This is a genomic window from Anabaena azotica FACHB-119 (assembly GCF_014697625.1).
Classification (GTDB): Bacteria; Cyanobacteriota; Cyanobacteriia; order Cyanobacteriales; family Nostocaceae; genus Trichormus; species Trichormus azoticus_A.
The window spans coordinates 46,556-62,563 of the sequence record NZ_JACJSG010000014.1; the positions used below are offsets into that span (position 1 = coordinate 46,556).

16 protein-coding genes are annotated in these 16,008 nt (G+C 42.2%); 8 read left to right on the top strand and 8 right to left on the bottom strand.

The window, feature by feature from the left end; translation table 11 throughout:
* Positions 1 to 214: 214 nt before the first annotated feature.
* The 4 genes from H6G83_RS12205 (at position 215) to H6G83_RS12220 (ending at position 3,037) form a co-directional block, all read left to right on the top strand.
* The gene (locus tag H6G83_RS12205; RefSeq protein WP_190471980.1) at positions 215 to 1,306 is read left to right on the top strand and encodes a phosphotransacetylase family protein; all 1,092 of its coding nucleotides are present in this window, start codon (positions 215 to 217) and stop codon (positions 1,304 to 1,306) included.
* 193 nt (positions 1,307 to 1,499) lie between these two features.
* Positions 1,500 to 2,003, top strand: coding sequence for a DNA-processing protein DprA (locus H6G83_RS12210; RefSeq protein WP_190471982.1), 504 nt, complete (start codon positions 1,500 to 1,502; stop codon positions 2,001 to 2,003).
* 71 nt (positions 2,004 to 2,074) lie between these two features.
* Complete coding sequence (locus tag H6G83_RS12215; protein ID WP_190471986.1) at positions 2,075 to 2,470, top strand: MAPEG family protein; 396 nt, start codon at positions 2,075 to 2,077, stop codon at positions 2,468 to 2,470.
* A gap of 75 nt (positions 2,471 to 2,545) precedes the next feature.
* Complete coding sequence (locus H6G83_RS12220) at positions 2,546 to 3,037, top strand: YajQ family cyclic di-GMP-binding protein (RefSeq protein ID WP_190471989.1); 492 nt, start codon at positions 2,546 to 2,548, stop codon at positions 3,035 to 3,037.
* A gap of 426 nt (positions 3,038 to 3,463) precedes the next feature.
* Here H6G83_RS12220 and H6G83_RS12225 read toward each other — a convergent pair whose 3' ends face one another.
* Both H6G83_RS12225 and H6G83_RS12230 read right to left on the bottom strand, forming a co-directional pair.
* Positions 3,464 to 4,018, bottom strand: coding sequence for a glutathione S-transferase family protein (locus H6G83_RS12225; protein ID WP_190471991.1), 555 nt, complete (start codon positions 4,016 to 4,018; stop codon positions 3,464 to 3,466).
* A 12-nt stretch (positions 4,019 to 4,030) separates the two neighbouring features.
* Positions 4,031 to 4,486 (bottom strand): hypothetical protein, encoded by a 456-nt coding sequence (locus tag H6G83_RS12230; protein ID WP_190471994.1) that lies wholly within the window; start codon positions 4,484 to 4,486, stop codon positions 4,031 to 4,033.
* Between the two features lie 328 nt (positions 4,487 to 4,814).
* Between H6G83_RS12230 and H6G83_RS12235 the strand changes: the two genes are divergently transcribed.
* Positions 4,815 to 5,525: a tetratricopeptide repeat protein gene (locus tag H6G83_RS12235; RefSeq protein WP_190471997.1), complete on the top strand. Its 711-nt coding sequence runs from the start codon at positions 4,815 to 4,817 to the stop codon at positions 5,523 to 5,525.
* A gap of 517 nt (positions 5,526 to 6,042) precedes the next feature.
* On the opposite strand, the gene H6G83_RS12240 is transcribed toward H6G83_RS12235, so the two are convergent.
* Together H6G83_RS12240 and psaM are read right to left on the bottom strand one after the other, a co-directional pair.
* Positions 6,043 to 6,453, bottom strand: coding sequence for a slr1601 family putative cell division protein (locus H6G83_RS12240; RefSeq protein ID WP_190472000.1), 411 nt, complete (start codon positions 6,451 to 6,453; stop codon positions 6,043 to 6,045).
* 680 nt (positions 6,454 to 7,133) lie between these two features.
* Entirely contained in the window at positions 7,134 to 7,253 is a 120-nt protein-coding gene (psaM, locus tag H6G83_RS12245; protein WP_082727154.1) for a photosystem I reaction center subunit XII, read from the bottom strand.
* 160 nt (positions 7,254 to 7,413) lie between these two features.
* Between psaM and H6G83_RS12250 the strand changes: the two genes are divergently transcribed.
* A complete protein-coding gene (locus H6G83_RS12250; RefSeq protein ID WP_190472003.1) occupies positions 7,414 to 8,682 on the top strand; it encodes an FGGY-family carbohydrate kinase in 1,269 nt (422 codons plus the stop codon).
* Positions 8,683 to 8,863: 181 nt separating this feature from the next.
* On the opposite strand, the gene H6G83_RS12255 is transcribed toward H6G83_RS12250, so the two are convergent.
* Together H6G83_RS12255 and H6G83_RS12260 are read right to left on the bottom strand one after the other, a co-directional pair.
* A complete protein-coding gene (locus tag H6G83_RS12255) occupies positions 8,864 to 9,460 on the bottom strand; it encodes a hypothetical protein (RefSeq protein WP_190472006.1) in 597 nt (198 codons plus the stop codon).
* A 115-nt stretch (positions 9,461 to 9,575) separates the two neighbouring features.
* Positions 9,576 to 10,307: an intradiol ring-cleavage dioxygenase gene (locus tag H6G83_RS12260; RefSeq protein WP_190472009.1), complete on the bottom strand. Its 732-nt coding sequence runs from the start codon at positions 10,305 to 10,307 to the stop codon at positions 9,576 to 9,578.
* A gap of 441 nt (positions 10,308 to 10,748) precedes the next feature.
* On the opposite strand from H6G83_RS12260, the gene H6G83_RS12265 reads away from it, so the two are divergent.
* The gene (locus H6G83_RS12265; protein WP_190472013.1) at positions 10,749 to 11,429 is read left to right on the top strand and encodes a response regulator transcription factor; all 681 of its coding nucleotides are present in this window, start codon (positions 10,749 to 10,751) and stop codon (positions 11,427 to 11,429) included.
* Complete coding sequence (locus H6G83_RS12270) at positions 11,426 to 12,856, top strand: ATP-binding protein (RefSeq protein ID WP_190472016.1); 1,431 nt, start codon at positions 11,426 to 11,428, stop codon at positions 12,854 to 12,856. The genes H6G83_RS12265 and H6G83_RS12270 overlap by 4 nt, the downstream gene beginning before the upstream one ends.
* 328 nt (positions 12,857 to 13,184) lie before the next feature.
* Here the strand turns inward: H6G83_RS12270 and H6G83_RS12275 are convergent, their stop codons facing one another.
* Both H6G83_RS12275 and H6G83_RS12280 read right to left on the bottom strand, forming a co-directional pair.
* A complete protein-coding gene (locus tag H6G83_RS12275) occupies positions 13,185 to 14,375 on the bottom strand; it encodes an McrC family protein (RefSeq protein ID WP_313935893.1) in 1,191 nt (396 codons plus the stop codon).
* A 5-nt stretch (positions 14,376 to 14,380) separates the two neighbouring features.
* Entirely contained in the window at positions 14,381 to 15,874 is a 1,494-nt protein-coding gene (locus H6G83_RS12280) for an McrB family protein (RefSeq protein ID WP_242044558.1), read from the bottom strand.
* Positions 15,875 to 16,008: the final 134 nt, after the last annotated feature.

Sequence of the window (16,008 nt, forward strand, 5' to 3'; positions counted from 1 at the left end):
AAAAAGTAGATTTCCAGAAAATACTTTGTGAAAATGTCTGAGGTTTCTGCCGGAACCAATTAAAATTAGTAAACACCTGGCTGGGTTTGATCAGCAGGGGGAAGGGGAAAAGGTGAAAACCTCGCCCCCTATTGGCGACCTGTTCATTCCTTTCTCTTTTCCCTGTTACCTTTTCCCCTCATTTTTGTTGCCTTTTGAAATTAGGAGTGCGCGTGTGCCAAAGTCTGCTAAATATTTGCTGATTGGCTCAACTGAGACTTATAGCGGTAAGTCCGCCACAGTTCTGGGATTGTCTCATCAGTTACAGCAAAAGGGATTAGACATTGCTTACGGCAAACCATTAGGTAATAGTTTGAGTACATCTGAAGGTGCTGTAGTTGAAGAAGATGTCCAGTTTATTACTCATAATCTCAACCTATCGGCAAACCGCATTGCGCCGACAATACTGGCTTTAGATGAAGCGAGTGTGCAGAAGCGTCTGTATGGTGAAGACACAACTGATTATCGTCAGACTTTAGTAGAGCAATATTTACAGATTCCTCGTGGGGATTTAGTTGTGCTAGAAGGCCCTGGGGATTTATCTGAAGGTTATTTGTTTGACTTGTCTTTGCTGCAAGTGGCAGATGTTTTGAATGCGTCTGTACTTTTGGTAAGCCGTTACAGTTCGCTGGTTTCTGTAGAATCTCTATTATCTGCTAAACAACGTGTAGGCGATCGCTTAATTGGTGTTGTCATCAATGATATCCCGCCTAAAGAGTTAGAAACGGTGAATAATTTTGTCCGTCCTTATTTAGAACAGCATGGTATCGCCGTGCTAGCAATGCTACCGAAAAACGATTTACTCCGCAGCGTCAGCGTCGGTGAATTAGTCAAACAGCTAAACGCCGAAGTTCTCTGTCGGGGCGATCGCTTAGATTTGATGGTAGAAAGCCTAGCAATTGGCGCGATGAACGTCAATGCGGCGGTGAAATATTTCCGCAAACGCCGAAATATGGCAGTAGTCACAGGCGGCGATCGCGTAGAAATTCAACAAGCAGCCTTAGAAACCTCTACCCAATGCCTCATCCTTACCGGACAATTACCCCCACCACAGTTTATTCTTAGTCGGGCCGAAGAATTAGAAATCCCCATCCTATCGGTTGACTTAGATACCCTAACTACGGTGGAAATTGTTGACCGCACCTTCGGTCAAGTGCGCGTCCACGAACCGATTAAAGTATACTGCATCCGCCAATTAATGGCAGAGCATTTCGACTGCGATCGCCTATTATCCAAACTGGGGCTAACGCCAGTCATTAGTCATTAGTCAGTTATCAGTTATCAGTTGACAGTTAACAGTTGACAGTTAGTTTCTTCCTTTCCCCCTTCCCCTTTCCCCTTTCCCCCCTTCCCCTTTCCCCCTTCCCCAATCCCTTCACAAAATTATGGCTCAAGTTCGCTTCTTACTTACACGCTCTTTGGTAGAATAACTTGGTTGTTTAATCTGAATATTTCCGTCTTTGAGCCAGTCAATAGACCTTATTAACCTCGATACGTTAGCCCAAGAACTGGCGACAATCCAGCAAACAGGTTCTAAACGAATTGCTTTGCTGGGTTCCCGTCATGTGCCAATTACGCATCAAAATTTGATTGAGATGATGACTTATGCCTTGGTTTTGTCAGGGAATCGAGTCATTACCTCTGGTGCTACAGGTACTAACTCAGCTGCCATTAAGGGCGCAATGCGTGCTGACCCCAATTTGTTGACGGTAATTTTACCGCAAAGCTTGGAACGTCAGCCCCAAGAATCACGCCAGCAACTAGAACAAGTGATGCACCTAGTAGAAAATCCTAGTAATGATAGCTTGTCTCTTGCTGAAGCCAGTTACTTGTGCAACAAAGAAATTGTCTCCCGATGCCAGCAGCTTATCTGCTTTGCATTTCATGACAGTCGCACTCTGCTACAAACCTGTGGAGATGCGGAAGAACAAAGAAAGGTGGTAACGCTTTTCTACTTTGATTAGTCAACAGTCAATAGTCAAACATCTGGACTATGGACTGATGACTAATGACTAATGACTAGTAACCATAAAAGATGATTATTCTGTTATATTCTATTGCCGCAGCTGCGGTTTTAATTTATCTGCCATTTTTGGTGGTAGGTTATGCGCGTGCGCGTGTTGGGTACGATGTTTCCGCCCCACGGGCTATGTTCGATAAGTTACCACCTTATGGGCAACGGGCTACATGGGCGCACCAAAACTCCTTTGAAGCGTTTATGGTATTCTCCGCAGCTGCACTTATGGCTTATGTTACTGGTGTAACATCTGTAACTGCGGTGTGGGCAGCGATCGCTTTTGTTGTGGCTCGGTTGCTATACTCAATCTTCTATATTGTGAATATACCGCTTTTGCGATCGTTGATGTTTGCCATTGCCTCTGCTAGCAGTGCAACTCTTTATATTTTGAGTATCATGCAGGCTAGCAGATAATCGGGGACTAGGATTTTCCTAAATCCATGTTCTATCCTTGCTCTAAAATCCAAAATCGCAAATTTCACATTTTTTATGGCTTCCACTTATTCCTTTGACATTGTGAGCGATTTTGACCGACAAGAATTGGTTAACGCTGTCGATCAAGTCGTCCGAGACCTTAAAAGTCGCTACGACCTCAAAGATACTCAGACAACTGTTGAGTTGGGTGAAGAAAAGATTACCATCGGTACAGATAGCGAGTTTACCCTAGAGTCTGTTCACAACATTCTGCGGGAAAAAGCCGCCAAGCGTAATCTCTCACAAAAAATCTTTGATTTTGGCAAAGTAGAATCAGCCAGTGGTAATCGTGTCCGTCAAGAAATCACTCTCAAAAAAGGTATCAGTCAAGATATCGCCAAGCAAATCTCTAAATTGATTCGCGATGAATTTAAGAAAGTTCAAGCCTCAATTCAAGGTGATGCTGTGCGAGTGTCAGCTAAATCTAAAGATGATTTGCAAGTAGTTATCCAAAGGTTGAAGCAAGAAGATTATCCTGTGGCGTTGCAGTTCACAAATTACCGTTAACTAGCAAATAACAGGGGAGAGGGAACAGAGTCCGGCTAATTAGTTGCGATATAGTTGGTTTAGTCGGTAATTGGTAATCGGGAATTGGTAATTGTTTTTTACTATTACCCATTACCAACCCCCAAGATATGATAAGTATTTAAGCGGACATGATATCATCTGTGTCCTCATCTATCTGACAACTGCTATCAAGCTTAAAAAAGCGGGTAAAATATCATTATTTCCCCGCTTTTTTATTAGTTAACAAGCTTTAGGCGGCAAGATTGATTTCTGGAAATGCCCCCAGAATCAAGCTATTGATAGTGAATTATATCAAGTCCGGCTAATTACTTACGATATGGTTAGTTTAGTTAGTAATAGGTAACAAGTAATTGTTTTCTCCCATTACCAATTACCTATTACCTATTACCAACCCTGACGTGTTCACTACCGTTTGCCAATACTTTTTTGAAAAGCTGGTCGTTCAGTAATTTGTTTGATATAGTTTGCTACGGCTGGATAATCGCTTAAGTCTAGTTTTAAGAAAGTGGGAATGTAAGCCAAGATAGACCCGACAGCAACATCAGCAACAGTGAATTCATTGCCTAGCATAAAGGGTTGATGCTGGAAAATTTCATTTAAGGGAGTCAATAAACGAGGCATTTCCTTTTCTCGATTAGCTTCCACAAAAATACCAGGGCCAAGGGTGGCGTTGGCAAATGCTACCCATTGGGAGATGATTCCCCGCTCCTCTGGTGAGAGAGAAGTTTGACTGTACTTGTCATTGAGATAGAGCAAAATTGCTCCTGATTCCCAAAGTTGAAAATCCCCGTCTACAATTGCGGGTACTTTCCCAATAGGGTTAATTTTTAAGTATTCAGGACTGCGGTGTTCTCCAGCCTGCATATCTAGCAAGACAAACTCGTAGGGAACTTCTAGCTCTTCTAAATACCACTTGACAATTGAAGCGCGGCTAAAAGCCCCTCCATAAAGTTTCAACATAACTACCTGAGATTAAAGTACTTTGTGAGTGTGAGAATGCTGTTTGACGTTATCGTCTTTTGTTACTACTCTACTAGCATTTAATACCCGCTTACGGTCAAGGGAGTATTTAAAATCTGTATAGGTTGTGCCTAGAGGAATTAGAGATTTTGCACTTTCTCGACGCTTGTATGTACGCGCTGCTGCATATACTCGTGGCACAAATTCATCTGCGAACTGAGCCGAGGAAGGAAAGCCGGTTGGTAAGATTGGCTCATCTTGGTTCACTACTGAACCTAAGTTGGTTGCACAAGCATATTTATACGAAGTGGGTATACCTTTTAACAGCGCTTCTAAAGACGCGGAGGGAATTGGTTCAATTACGTCGACTTGATGAACTTCACCATCTTCTTTAATAAAGCAAGTAGCTAGACCGATGAGAATATAATCATCAGCGTTTAAATCGACTGCGTTTTGTTCAGAAATCATAGGGACTGGGGATTGGGGAAAGGGGAAGGGGGAAAGGGGAAAGGGGAAAAGAAGAAGCCTTTAATCTGTGACAACTGTCAACTGTCAACTGTCAACTGTCCCTTTTACCTCTTTGGCATTTTACCGAATTTGTCAGTCTTACTACTTGAATAGTCTTATAGATTAATATTTCTTGTTTCAGGAATTTACCCTAAGAATGACGTATGTATTACTAGATTGGGGTGTAAATAGTCTGTATCAGGTTTGCTTGTCTTCAAAAAAATTTATGAACAAGCTACTGCAATAACTATAATTTGATTTCCCAGACCAAGCAGCTAAGGTAGAAGATATGAATACTCACCCGTTTTTAGCCTCCGGCGATCAGCAAAATAGCTGTTACCAATTTCTGACTAAGACTACACTCGACCCTCACAAGCAAGATGCTGACTGTGATGAGTCGGGTTTGGCTGATGGCTACCTACGGTCTTGTGCTTTGAAGTCAGCACAACAGGGAAATTATCACGAAGCGATCGCACTCCTCAACCAATTGATTAATCGCCATCCCTACAATGCGGTTGACTACAACAACCGGGGGTTAATTTATTTTCAAAGTGGTCACAGCCAACAAGCACTACAAGATTACAACACCGCTCTACAGTTGAATCCTGATTTAGCTAGTACTTACAACAATCGAGCCAATTATTACGCAGCCTGCGGAGAGTTAGCAGCTGCGCTGGCTGATTATGACCGTGCTATTGATTTGAATCCTCGTCATGTGCGAGCGTGGATTAATCGGGGGATTACTCTGCGCGATTTGGGCGAGTATGAGCAAGCAATTGAGAATTTTGATATCGCGCTGGTTTTCGGTCAGCTAGAGGGGCATATTTGGGCGGAACGTGGCAGAACTTACCACCTTTGGGGGGAATGGAATTGTGCGATCGCCGACTATCGTCGCGCTGTGGCTCAATTACCTTCTTTATATAGTCGTAGAGATGTTCCTGGCTACCGTTTACGTTTACAACTGGAAAATTGGATAAATGAATTGCTACCTTCTTGGTAATTCGTAATTAATCTTATGAAAAAAGCTGACAATCAAATATAAATTTTTCTTTTCCCTACTTCCAACTTGCTGCTAGCGTGGTTAACAGCTAATAGATGATAACTAAAATAATTTAACGCCTGATGTGAATTAGAAAAACCTTTATTATCCAAATAATAGCCCATGCAGGGAGGGAATGAGACTCGCTAGGGGCGGGTTCACCGGGATCATCGTTAATTGTTGATGATATTTGATTAACCCGCCCCTACAAATGTCTATGCAATTACAAGATTTTAATTCACATTAGACGTATTTAACTAAAATGAGCTATTAACTATTAGCTGTTACCAGTCTGGATGATAACCCTGTATTTATCAGCTATCTGCATTTGTAAATAATTTATATAGCGAGGAGCTACGCTCTTGCAGAACGCTAACGCCCGATAGATCAGGACACAAACTAACCAGGAAATAAACCGACTAAGCGACTTACGAGCCTGTTACCTGCCCTTGATACCCTGTCCCTGGGGATATTTGTCTTAAGGCAATTCTGAGGTTTCGTTATCTGGTTGCTCTTGCTTGGTCACTACAATGGGAATTTGATTAGGTTCAAATTTAAATGCTTGTTCTTGTCTGATACTGTTAGCTTGAAGGGGATCAAGATTACGGCTCAATTTTTCTTGTAAATCACTGACGCGCTTTTCCATCTGCTTGACTTCAACATGGACTTCACGCAACTTAGCTTGTTGTGATAAGTGATGAGGTATCAGCTGCACCAAAGCGGCGGCGGCGGCGGCGGAGATGGCGACGTTCACTCCTATCTTGGCTGTGACTTCTACAGCCATTAGCCGATAGGAGCGTTGGCGTAGATGTCGTTTTGGGCGCGGCGCGGGCGGACGATGTTGTGGTGTGGGTTGTTGCGGAAATTGGGAAGGTTGAAAAGCGTTCATGATGCTCTAGAGAAAATTGCCTGATTGTATAGCCAAGCCATCAGAAGCCTACTGGCGTTGATGACGGCTAAGATTAGCTGACATATTACTTCATTTTTTCCAAATTGCTACACGTATTTTCTTTGTCAAAACAAAACAAAACATACGTAGGTAAATGGTTGGCACGATTTTGTAGGATTCAACCACCAGTATTTGGAAACTGCACCTTGTATGCCTGGATTATTATTCTTTTAGGTGTCAATGTCAATTGCAATGTGCATCTCACTCGTGAAGCACAAGTTGCTGTATGATATTGAGTTTTGGGTGTTTTGATTTCTGAGGGAAATTAAACCTCTCTAAAGTATCAAGCGAAACTTGCTTTTGTCAATTTTGATTTACTAATACTTGTTTAGTATTTAATAGGACTTACGCAAGTGTCATCATCAAGCTAACTGTAGGGTGCTTCAGCCCCAATAATTTCGTACAGAATAAAAGTATAAAAACAAAATTTAGTGACAACGCCAGTGTATAGATAATTTACATTATGGAAATCGCTATAACCAACAGAACACAACAATCCAGTTATTTTGGATTGTTGTGTTCAGGAATATGGAGCTGGGTTTTACATCAAGTCTGTCTAATGGCTCATCATGAGAAATTCCCGTGATCAGCATTTGAGCAGAGATGATGTTGAGCTTCCATTACTTGTAAAGTTCTGTTGCCAAGCGCCAAGCCAGAACACCTGGAATTAGGGCGACAACTAGAGCGATGTAGACTTGAGTATCTGAGATGGAAGTCACTGCAAGATACAGATTAGGCATGGTGGGAAACCTCCTAAGCTCGAATGGATGTTGAATAGTAGTTCGTTTACTACTTTTCCTTGTTTTGCCGAGAATGGGGAATATCTTGTTACAAGATGCAACAAAAGCAGTGATAAGTCAGTAATTTTGGTTATTTTTCATAAAAAAAATTTATAAAAATATGGATTTTTATTTAGGAATCGACTTTGGCACGTCAGGGGCTAGGGCTGTGGTCATCGATGAGGCTGCTCACATCCAGGCACAAGTGCGGTATCCTTGGGGGGCGGATGCTGAGTTAGCGTCGAGTTGGCAGAGGGCTTTGTTGACGCTGCTAGGAGAAATTCCTGAAGAGTTGCGGCGAGGGATGAGGGCGATCGCCATCAACGGGACTTCCTCTACAGTCTTATTATGCGATGGGGATGGCAACCCGGTAGATACGCCTTTACTCTACAACGATGGGCGGGGATCATCGGTGCTGGGGGAGTTGAGAGATATCGCCCCGCCAAATCATACAGTTCTCAGCGCTACCTCTAGCTTGGCTAAATTGCGGTGGATGATGCAGTTACCTGCTTTTGGGGAGGCGAGATATTTTCTGCATCAAGCCGACTGGCTGGCGTTTCTCTTACATGGACAGTTGGGAATTAGCGACTACCACAATGCTTTAAAACTGGGGTATGACGTGGAATGTTTGCAATATCCAGAATGGTTGTTAGGGTTGCAAATACCGCTTGAGTTACCCAAAGTATTAGCGCCTGGGACTCCCATTGGTGAATTACGTCCTGAAATATCTCAACAGTTCCTATTTCCGGCAAATTGCTTGGTCTGTGCTGGGACAACGGATAGTATTGCGGCTTTTCTGGCGAGTGGGGCTAAATCTCCAGGGGAAGCTGTGACTTCCCTGGGTTCAACGCTGGTGTTGAAATTGTTGAGTCGCACTCGTGTAGAGGATGCAAGGTATGGAATTTATAGCCATCGCCTTGGTGATTTGTGGCTGACTGGCGGTGCGTCAAATACGGGGGGTGCTGTGTTACGGGAGTTTTTTAGCGATGCTGAGTTGGAAAATTTGAGTCGTGAGATTGATGCTGGTAAAGCCAGTGAATTAGATTATTATCCTTTGTTGAAGGTAGGAGAACGCTTCCCTATCAACGATGCTAATTTACCCCCACGCCTCACACCACGCCCAGATCATCCTGTGGAATTTCTGCATGGGTTGTTAGAAAGTATCGCCCGCATAGAAACTCAGGGATATGAACTATTACAAAAATTGGGTGCGGATAGCTTGACTCAAGTATATACAGCTGGTGGTGGGGCAAAAAACCCTACTTGGACGGCAATTCGTCAAAGAAATTTACAAGTTCCTGTAATTTCCTCAATGAATACAGAAGCCGCCTATGGAACGGCGTTGCTGGCGATGGGGGGATTGGGGGTTGGGGAAGAGATAATTTTTTAACGTGAGTTCGATGAACCTCTCCCTCCCAACCTCCCTCTCCTCGTAGGAGAGGGAGGAGAAACGAAAAAATACCTCACCCCCAACCCCTCTCCTCGTAGGAGCGAAAAGTCTCTTGTGTGGAAGCAGGTGGTGGGCAATGCCCACCCTACGAAATCTGAGATTGGGTTAGTGTTTTGTATGTTTATCTGGAAGGGTCTGGGCGGGCTTCACCAGGAGGATGAGGCGGAACACCGAGCGCGTCTTTTAATTGTTGTTCGGTCACACCTAACTTGGTGGCGGCGGCGGCAAAATCGGGGCGGGGTGGACGTTGATTTCTATCTCCAGGGCTGGGAGGATTGGCTGGTACTCCTAGTGCGTCTTTTAAGCGTTGTTCAGTTACACCTAACTTGGTGGCGGCGGCGGCAAAATCTGGGCGGGGTGGATGAGGCGGAACACCGAGCGCGTCTTTTAATTGTTGTTCAGTCACACCTAACTTTGTGGCTGCTGCGGCAAAATCGGGGCGGGGTGGACGTTGATTTCTATCTCCAGGGCTGGGAGGATTGGCTGGTACTCCTAGCGCATCTTTTAATTGTTGTTCAGTTACACCTAACTTGGTGGCGGCTGCTTTAAAATCGGGGCGGGGTGGACGCTGTTTGTCTGGTGGTTGGTTGGGTTGTGGTGATGCTTGGGCAATTGGATAGGCTGAATTAGCAGGATTTACCTGATTGAGATAAATTAAACCAAATGTACCAACCGCAAGGGAAATTGCTGTTACGACTACTGCTTTATTAAGCTTCATTGTCATCTCCTACAAGTTAGATTGTTTATGTTTCTATTGAAATAGCTGAAAATTACAGTTAGCCCTGCTTTTGAATTACAGTTTTGTAATTTTTGCGCTTAGTACAATGCTTAAATCACGCTATCCTCAGCCCAACATCAAAGGTGGCGCTATAACCTTGTCCATTTTGAGTGAGCTTGAGCAACAGTTGCTCGCCACCATCAGCAAAAATTCCATCATCAGTGTTTTTGGTTGTGCGTTGTTCCTTTCTGGGGTAGGGTGGTTGACTGTAAACGCGATCGCTGATTTTGTCATCAAAATATAGTTGGGAGGTAAACTCATAACTTTCCTGTGATGTCCCAGTTGTGCGAACTTTAAAATGGATATGCACAGTTCTGCCTGGATACCAACCAGGATAAATAGTTGTGAACTGCACATTTCCCTGAGCATCCGTTATTTGATAACCACGGAGAAATTTTTTGCCAATAGTATTAAAACTTCTGTCTGTCACATCCGAATAAACACCGGAAGCATCACAGTGCCAAACATCGACGATCGCACCTACTAATGTTGTACAACTATTACTACCGACTTGAGAAATGTGCAGTGTCAGTTGTAGTGGTACACCTGGTTTCACTGAACCATCGGTGGGATCGGCACGAATATCAGAACGGTTAAGCTTTTCGTCTACAAAATACGGCCCTTCCGTTTGCTCTGGACTGACAACACAGGTAGGTTGAGACGATGCTAGGGCGGTTTGACTGGACTTTCTCGGTAGGCATCCAAACACAAGTATTGCACTTCCCATTGCCTTAAATAAAGCAAGTGCTTGTCTGCGAGTGAAAAGGCGGCGTAGGTGATTTGTCATCAGTTATCAGTTATCAGTTAAATACGTTGGTGAAACACCACAGCAATTAATCGCGTGGATTAGCTGCGATCGCTTGATTAGGTGCAATAATACCGAATGTACCAATCACGAGCATGACTGCTACTGCTAAAATTGGGCGAAGATTTCTCATAATTAACCTCGAAATTTATTGTTGCTGATATTTATGATTGAGCCACCCCAAAATTACAGCTTGCCCATTTTCTAAATTACATTTTTGTAATTTGAGCTAAAGGGTATGGGACTTACGCAATTATCATAATCAAAGTAACTGTAGGGTGCGTCAGCCCCAATAATTTCGTACAGATTCAAGGATTTCCCACATCTGACGCACCCTACCCCAAGTGCTAAATTACATTTTTGTAATTTGAGCTAAAGATTAATCAATCTAAAATGGAACAATAGATGAACTAATTAATATTTGTGAAGGTTCTATTTGTTGAAGATGAAGCTAAAATTGCTAACTTCGTCCGGGCTGGACTGAAGGAGTTGGGGTTTGTCGTAGACTATTGCGACAACGGTGATGAAGGATATCTGCGGGCATTAGATCATGAATATGATGCGATTATTCTGGATATTATGGTTCCGGGAAAAGATGGGCTATCAATTCTCAAACAACTGCGGCGAGAAGGTCGTAATGCTCCGGTAATTTTGTTAACAGCCCGCAATGAACTAGACGATCGCTTACAAGGTCTGAATTTGGGTGCGGATGATTATATTGCTAAACCGTTCTTTGTGGAAGAGTTAGCGGCTCGTATTCATGCGGTTGTGCGCCGGAGTGTAGGTGAGAGGCAAAATCTCCTGGTGGTGGGGTCAATCAAACTCGATCGCATCACGCGCGAAGTGACTTGCAATCAACGAGCAATTGAACTTACCAGTCGGGAGTTTAATCTGTTGGAATATCTCATGCGCTCTCCGGGAAGAGTTTTCACCCGTACCCAAATTCTGGAGCAGGTTTGGGGTTATGACTTTCACCCTAACACTAATGTTGTGGATGTATCTATCCAGCGCATCCGCAAAAAAGTTGACTCTATCGATGAAGCTAGTTGGATTGAAAGCATTCGCGGCGTTGGCTATCGGTTTCGCAAACCAGAATCAACATGAAACAACTGCGATCGTTTCGCCTGCGAATTGCTCTGTTGTCTGCGGCTCTGGCTGGCAGTACATTAGTTGGGTTTGGTGCAGTTTCCTGGTTGCAGATTTATAATGCCAAAATCAGTGGTTTAGACGTAGAACTGTTAAATCAGTTGATGCGAGCCAGTCGCCCACACCAACAAGAACGATTACCTCCTCCACCAAGAGTAGAAATAAATACCAAAAATCCTATCGCCCTACTGGTGCTTGATGCTAATGGTGAAATAGTTTTTCAATCCAACTTGGTATCTACCGATAGTGAGCTAAACCGCTTATTGGTTGAGCGTCTGAGATTAACACCTTTAGCGCCACCGCCTCCAAGAGAACGATTAAATCCAGCCTTAGAACCACCATCTTTTCGCCCAATTCCTCCACAATTTGTTACCGCAAAGACAGCAACAGCAATTTGGCGGATAGGAGCCGCTAAATTTCCCTATAATCAGGTGGCGATCGCAGTCAGCCTGGAAGCTGTCAATCAAGAGATGGCGACAATTCGCAATATTTTCTTGGTTTCCATTCCCACGGCGTTGCTAATGGTTGCGGTTGGTGCATGGTTAATTTCTGGTGGGGCTTTGCGTCCTATCAATCAATTAACGGGTGTAATTCAACAGGTGACAGTCAAGGGGTTAGATCAGCGCATTCCTATCGGGACAACTGATGTTGAGTTTGTGCAACTGATTGTGGTGTTTAACCAAATGCTAGAACGCTTAGAACGCAGTTTTACCCAAGCCTCTCGCTTCAGTGCTGATGCGGCTCACGAACTGAAAACGCCGCTAACAATTTTGCAAGGCGAACTGGAACGAACTCTGCAACAGGTTGAGCCTGGGAGTGAAGTGCAACAAAGTCTCAGCAATCTCTTGGATGAAGTGCGCCGTCTGAGTGGAATTATGCGGAAACTGTTGCTGCTATCTCTAGCCGATGCGGGACAAATGAGCTTGTATTTGGTTGAGGTGGATATGTCAGGGTTACTTATGGAGATGGTAGAGGATGTGGAACTGCTGGCTCCTAGTTTGACTGTGGAAACTGATATTCCTAGTGGCTTGAAAGTAGAGGGCGATCGCGATTTGCTCATGCAGGTTCTGCAAAACCTGTTGAGTAATGCCATCAAATACAATCTTGCCCAAGGTTGGATGAAGATTTATGCTGGGAAAATGTCAACAAATATTCAGATTACCATCGCCAATGCTTCAAAAGACATTCCTCAGAGCGATCGCGATCGGCTTTTTGACCGCTTCTATCGCGGCGATCCGGCGCGTACCCGTCAAGTTGAAGGTATTGGTCTAGGACTGAGTTTAGCCCGTGAAATTGCTCGCGCTCACCGTGGCGACCTCACCCTTGACTCAACATTGAACGGTCAAACAGCGTTTACCCTCACCTTACCAATGGCTCATCAATAGAGTTTATTTATCAAGTAAAAATAAAGTTACTGTAGTGGCTTGGCAAAATTGAACGCAGATAAACGCAGATAAACGCAGATGAGTATGGGCGCAGGGTAGGGTGCGTCAGTTTAAATAGGACTTACGCATGAAAACGAAAAATCAAGGGTTTGGACAAGGGTATAGGGGTATAGGGGTGTAGGGGGGTAAGCCTTCAAAACCTACACCCTTACACCCTTACACCCTTACACCCAGTCTTAACAGATAACATTGGTGCGTAAGTCCTGTTAAATATTTTTTGTGTAGCTATGGTATTTCGTACTGACTCACCCTAAATTTTGGATATTTTTTATTTGGAAGTCGCATACAGGAGTTCGTTTAAAAAGGTTTGACCTGCAATATCAAGATGATCATTAAGTGCAAAGGTTAGGCTGCGTACTCTGATATTGCCAATAAAAGTGTTTAAGGTATGAGTTAAGGCTGTTGGGTAAACTAAAGTTACTTCTTGGCAATTTTTAGAGACAGCGTAAGCTACTACTTGAGCTATATCTTCAGATGATGGACTATCCGGGGCTTTATACTTTGTATCAATAATATATTTAGGTGTAATAGTTGCAGTATCGTACAGAATTAAATCTGTCTTAAAGTAAATATTCTTTCCTATATTGATTCTTTCTTGGGATTTGAGAGTTAAATTTGATGGCAAGTGAAACTTAAGCCATTCTGCAACAAATATCTCATACAAACGCTCCATATTTACTAGAAAGGGTAAAGTGGTATTGTTACCCTTTTCATGGCTGGGTGTAGTATTTTCTAAGAAAAATCGACACAGAGCATGGAGGATTTGATAATCTTCATTAAGGCGATTGTATTGGCGTTGAATACAGTCTTCTGCTGTATAAGTTTGTAGCGTGACTAAGCCTTGTAGTGCATGATAAGCTTTTCGGACTATTGCTGACACTTTGTCAGAACACAAACCACTATATCCAATAATATGTAATGTCCAGGCAAGGATTTGATTTTCTGCAACATCAGCCGTATGTTCTTCATATTGACATTTAAGTTTTACTTCCCAAGGTTTTTGGATTATTTGCTGTAAATTTAGCTTGCCTCGCACATAAGAAATATTTTCTGTTTTAGGTAAGTAAGTACGATATAATCCTTTGCGACATCGTTCTAAAACTTTCTGAGCTAATATATAAGCGAGTTTATTATAAAAGCCTTCTAAGGATTCACAATTCATTTGTCCTTCTAGGAAGCGAAAACTCTTTAAATTATAAGCATACTCCAGCATAGCAAAAAGGTTTACAATGGAAACCTTGGGATTGATTTTTATAGCTATCTCCGAGCTTAGAGGAATGTAACCTACCCATCCTTTGGCTTTTAAATAACCTTGATGACGAGTTATATAATTAGGAAATTCTACATCTACTTGTGCTGTATATTTTTCATACAGTTTAATTCCGGCTTCAGGGGGTATATCATCAGGCTCAAAGTATTTAGTTTGATATTCGGTGATTTCAATAATTTTTAAGGTCACTTGTTTTATATATGTAAACGGGGATAAATTTTGTTCCAGCGAAATTCATCTACCTTATCTGGCTTGTCAAAGAAGTATTCTTCTAGGTAAGGTTCGATTTCCATTTGCCATATATCTTGTATATCATCACGTAGATTATCTGTGAGAAAAAAGGAAATTCCGATTTCGTAATTTTTATCTGCGATCGCCTGATTTAATTCCTGTAGAATTTTGATTAATTCTGCCACTGCGTAACCTGTTTTTAGGTGATAATTTAGCAGTACATCATAGTTTGGACGAAGTTCGATAAACGCAAAGCGACGACGTAGTGCATGATCTATTTGAGCGATAGACCTATCTGCTGTATTCATCGTCCCAATAATTCGGACATTTTTTGGGATGCGAAAGGTGTTACCAGCAGCTAAGGGAATTTCTCTATCTCTGTATTCAAGTAAATACATCAATTCACCAAAAACCTGTGCAAGATTAGCACGATTTATTTCATCAATGATGAGAACACAAATGTCTAAGCGAGACTCAGCCTTTTTGCAAAATTCTAAAAATCTACCTGGAACGAGTGGATATGTCAGTTTACCGTCTTGGCTTTGAGGACGGATACCTTGAATAAAGTCTTCATAAGCATATGCTGGGTGAAATTGCACCAATTCGCAGAAGCCATCACCATCACTGATTAGGTGTTTAGCAAGTTTTTCTGCAATATAGGTTTTCCCTGTTCCAGGTGAACCGTATAAAATTACTTGACCTTTACGATGAATGGTATTTATCCAGCTTTCTACTATTGTTTCGTCAATGCTGATTTCTTCAATAAGTTGAGCTAAAGTATATTCTGGTAAGTGAATTTTTTGCTCCCAGTAAAAGCTATTTTTTAAATTTTCGTTAGTGAAGTCGTATGTCTTTACTTCTACCAGCCAGTGGCAAAACATATCAAACAAGTCATCATCTCGCAAAGCCGGTACACTAGGCTGGTGCATATCTTGCGCCAATTCTTTAATTAGCTTCTGTCCCGTACTGTTGGCTGCTGGATAGTCTGTTAGTTCTGCTTTATAGTTTGTGTTTACCAAGTAATTAATTACTCGTATCGATGTATTGTTAATTAAAAGAAATTTATCTGGTTGGAGAGCGTTCAGAATTGGTGTTAGTATCTCTGTTTTAAAATATCTTGAACAAGGCATCTGCAAAAATTCACTACAAGCTGTTGATAATTGCTTTTGATTATCATTACAGCAACAAACAAATTTTAAAATTTCTCGTGAAATCTGCTGCCAATCTTCAGGTTTTATCAAGTTTGCATCTTCAAACCATTCCTTTATATTTTTTGTGATATTGGAACTAATATGAGTCCATACACTCTTTTGAATATTGCTATTTTGCTTATAGGGTAAAAGTTGTAGCAACACTAAGTCTGTTACATTTTCTCCTAAGCCTACTGCTGCTATGATAGCCTCAAAATTACCCCGTCCCTGCTGACGCTGTTGAAAGTATGAGTTTCTACGACTCATACCAGATGGGGTGTACACATATGAGTTGATGAACTCAGAAAACAAATTTATAAATTCTTTTTTTTTCTCTATTAACATTACTAATAATAAATTGTGAAATAATTGCTTTTTTTACCAAAAATTAATTTATATAT

Bases quoted from the DNA above. Each gene is read 5' to 3' on its own strand.
- H6G83_RS12215 (WP_190471986.1), top strand. From the start codon at position 2,075: ATGATTATTCTGTTATATTCTATTGCCGCAGCTGCGGTTTTAATTTAT.
- H6G83_RS12220 (WP_190471989.1), top strand. From the start codon at position 2,546: ATGGCTTCCACTTATTCCTTTGACATTGTGAGCGATTTTGACCGACAA.
- H6G83_RS12225 (WP_190471991.1), bottom strand. From the start codon at position 4,018: ATGTTGAAACTTTATGGAGGGGCTTTTAGCCGCGCTTCAATTGTCAAG.
- H6G83_RS12230 (WP_190471994.1), bottom strand. From the start codon at position 4,486: ATGATTTCTGAACAAAACGCAGTCGATTTAAACGCTGATGATTATATT.
- H6G83_RS12235 (WP_190471997.1), top strand. From the start codon at position 4,815: ATGAATACTCACCCGTTTTTAGCCTCCGGCGATCAGCAAAATAGCTGT.
- H6G83_RS12240 (WP_190472000.1), bottom strand. From the start codon at position 6,453: ATGAACGCTTTTCAACCTTCCCAATTTCCGCAACAACCCACACCACAA.
- psaM (WP_082727154.1), bottom strand. From the start codon at position 7,253: ATGCCTAATCTGTATCTTGCAGTGACTTCCATCTCAGATACTCAAGTC.
- H6G83_RS12250 (WP_190472003.1), top strand. From the start codon at position 7,414: ATGGATTTTTATTTAGGAATCGACTTTGGCACGTCAGGGGCTAGGGCT.
- H6G83_RS12255 (WP_190472006.1), bottom strand. From the start codon at position 9,460: ATGAAGCTTAATAAAGCAGTAGTCGTAACAGCAATTTCCCTTGCGGTT.
- H6G83_RS12260 (WP_190472009.1), bottom strand. From the start codon at position 10,307: ATGACAAATCACCTACGCCGCCTTTTCACTCGCAGACAAGCACTTGCT.
- H6G83_RS12270 (WP_190472016.1), top strand. From the start codon at position 11,426: ATGAAACAACTGCGATCGTTTCGCCTGCGAATTGCTCTGTTGTCTGCG.
- H6G83_RS12280 (WP_242044558.1), bottom strand. From the start codon at position 15,874: ATGAGTCGTAGAAACTCATACTTTCAACAGCGTCAGCAGGGACGGGGT.